The sequence below is a fragment of the Streptomyces bobili genome (assembly GCF_002154575.1).
GTDB classification, from domain to species: Bacteria; Actinomycetota; Actinomycetes; order Streptomycetales; family Streptomycetaceae; genus Streptomyces; species Streptomyces bobili.
Genome location: NZ_MUBA01000849.1, coordinates 1 through 694, shown reverse-complemented (window position 1 = coordinate 694; position 694 = coordinate 1). Strand labels below are relative to the sequence as shown.

Genomic DNA, 694 nt, shown 5'->3' with positions numbered 1-694 from the left:
CCCGCTCGGACCGCCCTGGAGGTCGAGGTGGGCGCGCAGCCCCTCCTCGGGGGTCATGTGGATGTCCGGCCACAGGTCCGAGTAGGCGCCGATCTGGATCATCGTCGCGTCGAACGGGCCGTACGCCGCGCCGATGTCCTTGAAACCGTCGAAGTAACCGGTGTCGCCGCTGTGGAAGATCCGGTGCTCGTCGCCGGCCACGACCCAGGAGGCCCACAGGGTGTGCTGGGTGTTGCGCAGGCCGCGGCCGCAGAAGTGGCGGGCCGGGGTGGCGGTGAGGGTGAGGCCGCCGACCCGGGTCGCCTCGTGCCAGTCCAGCTCGCGGATCCGGTCGGCGGACACGCCCCAGTGTTCGAGATGGGCGCCGACGCCGAGCGGCACCGCGAACAGGGTGTCCGTGCCGGCCAGCGCCTTGACCGAGGGCAGGTCCAGGTGGTCGTAGTGGTCGTGCGAGATGACCACGACGTCGACCGGGCCGAGCGCGGCCAGCGGCAGCGGGGCCGGGTGCAGCCGCTTGGGGCCAGCGAAGGGGACGGGGGAGCAGCGCTCGCCCCAGACCGGGTCGAACAGCACGCGGTGCCCGTCGATCTCCGCGAGCACGCTGGAGTGCCCCATCCAGGTCAGCCGCAGGCCCGTGGCGGGCGGCTTGGCCAGGTCGGCGAGGGTGGTGGGATGCACCGGGATCGGGCCGGAG

The 694-nt window shown here is 73.2% G+C and carries 1 protein-coding gene; it reads right to left on the bottom strand.

Features of this window, described 5'->3' with window-relative positions:
• Positions 1-694, bottom strand: a 694-nt coding sequence (locus BZL64_RS38190) for an MBL fold metallo-hydrolase (RefSeq protein WP_208639615.1), incomplete at both ends; no start/stop codon positions are given.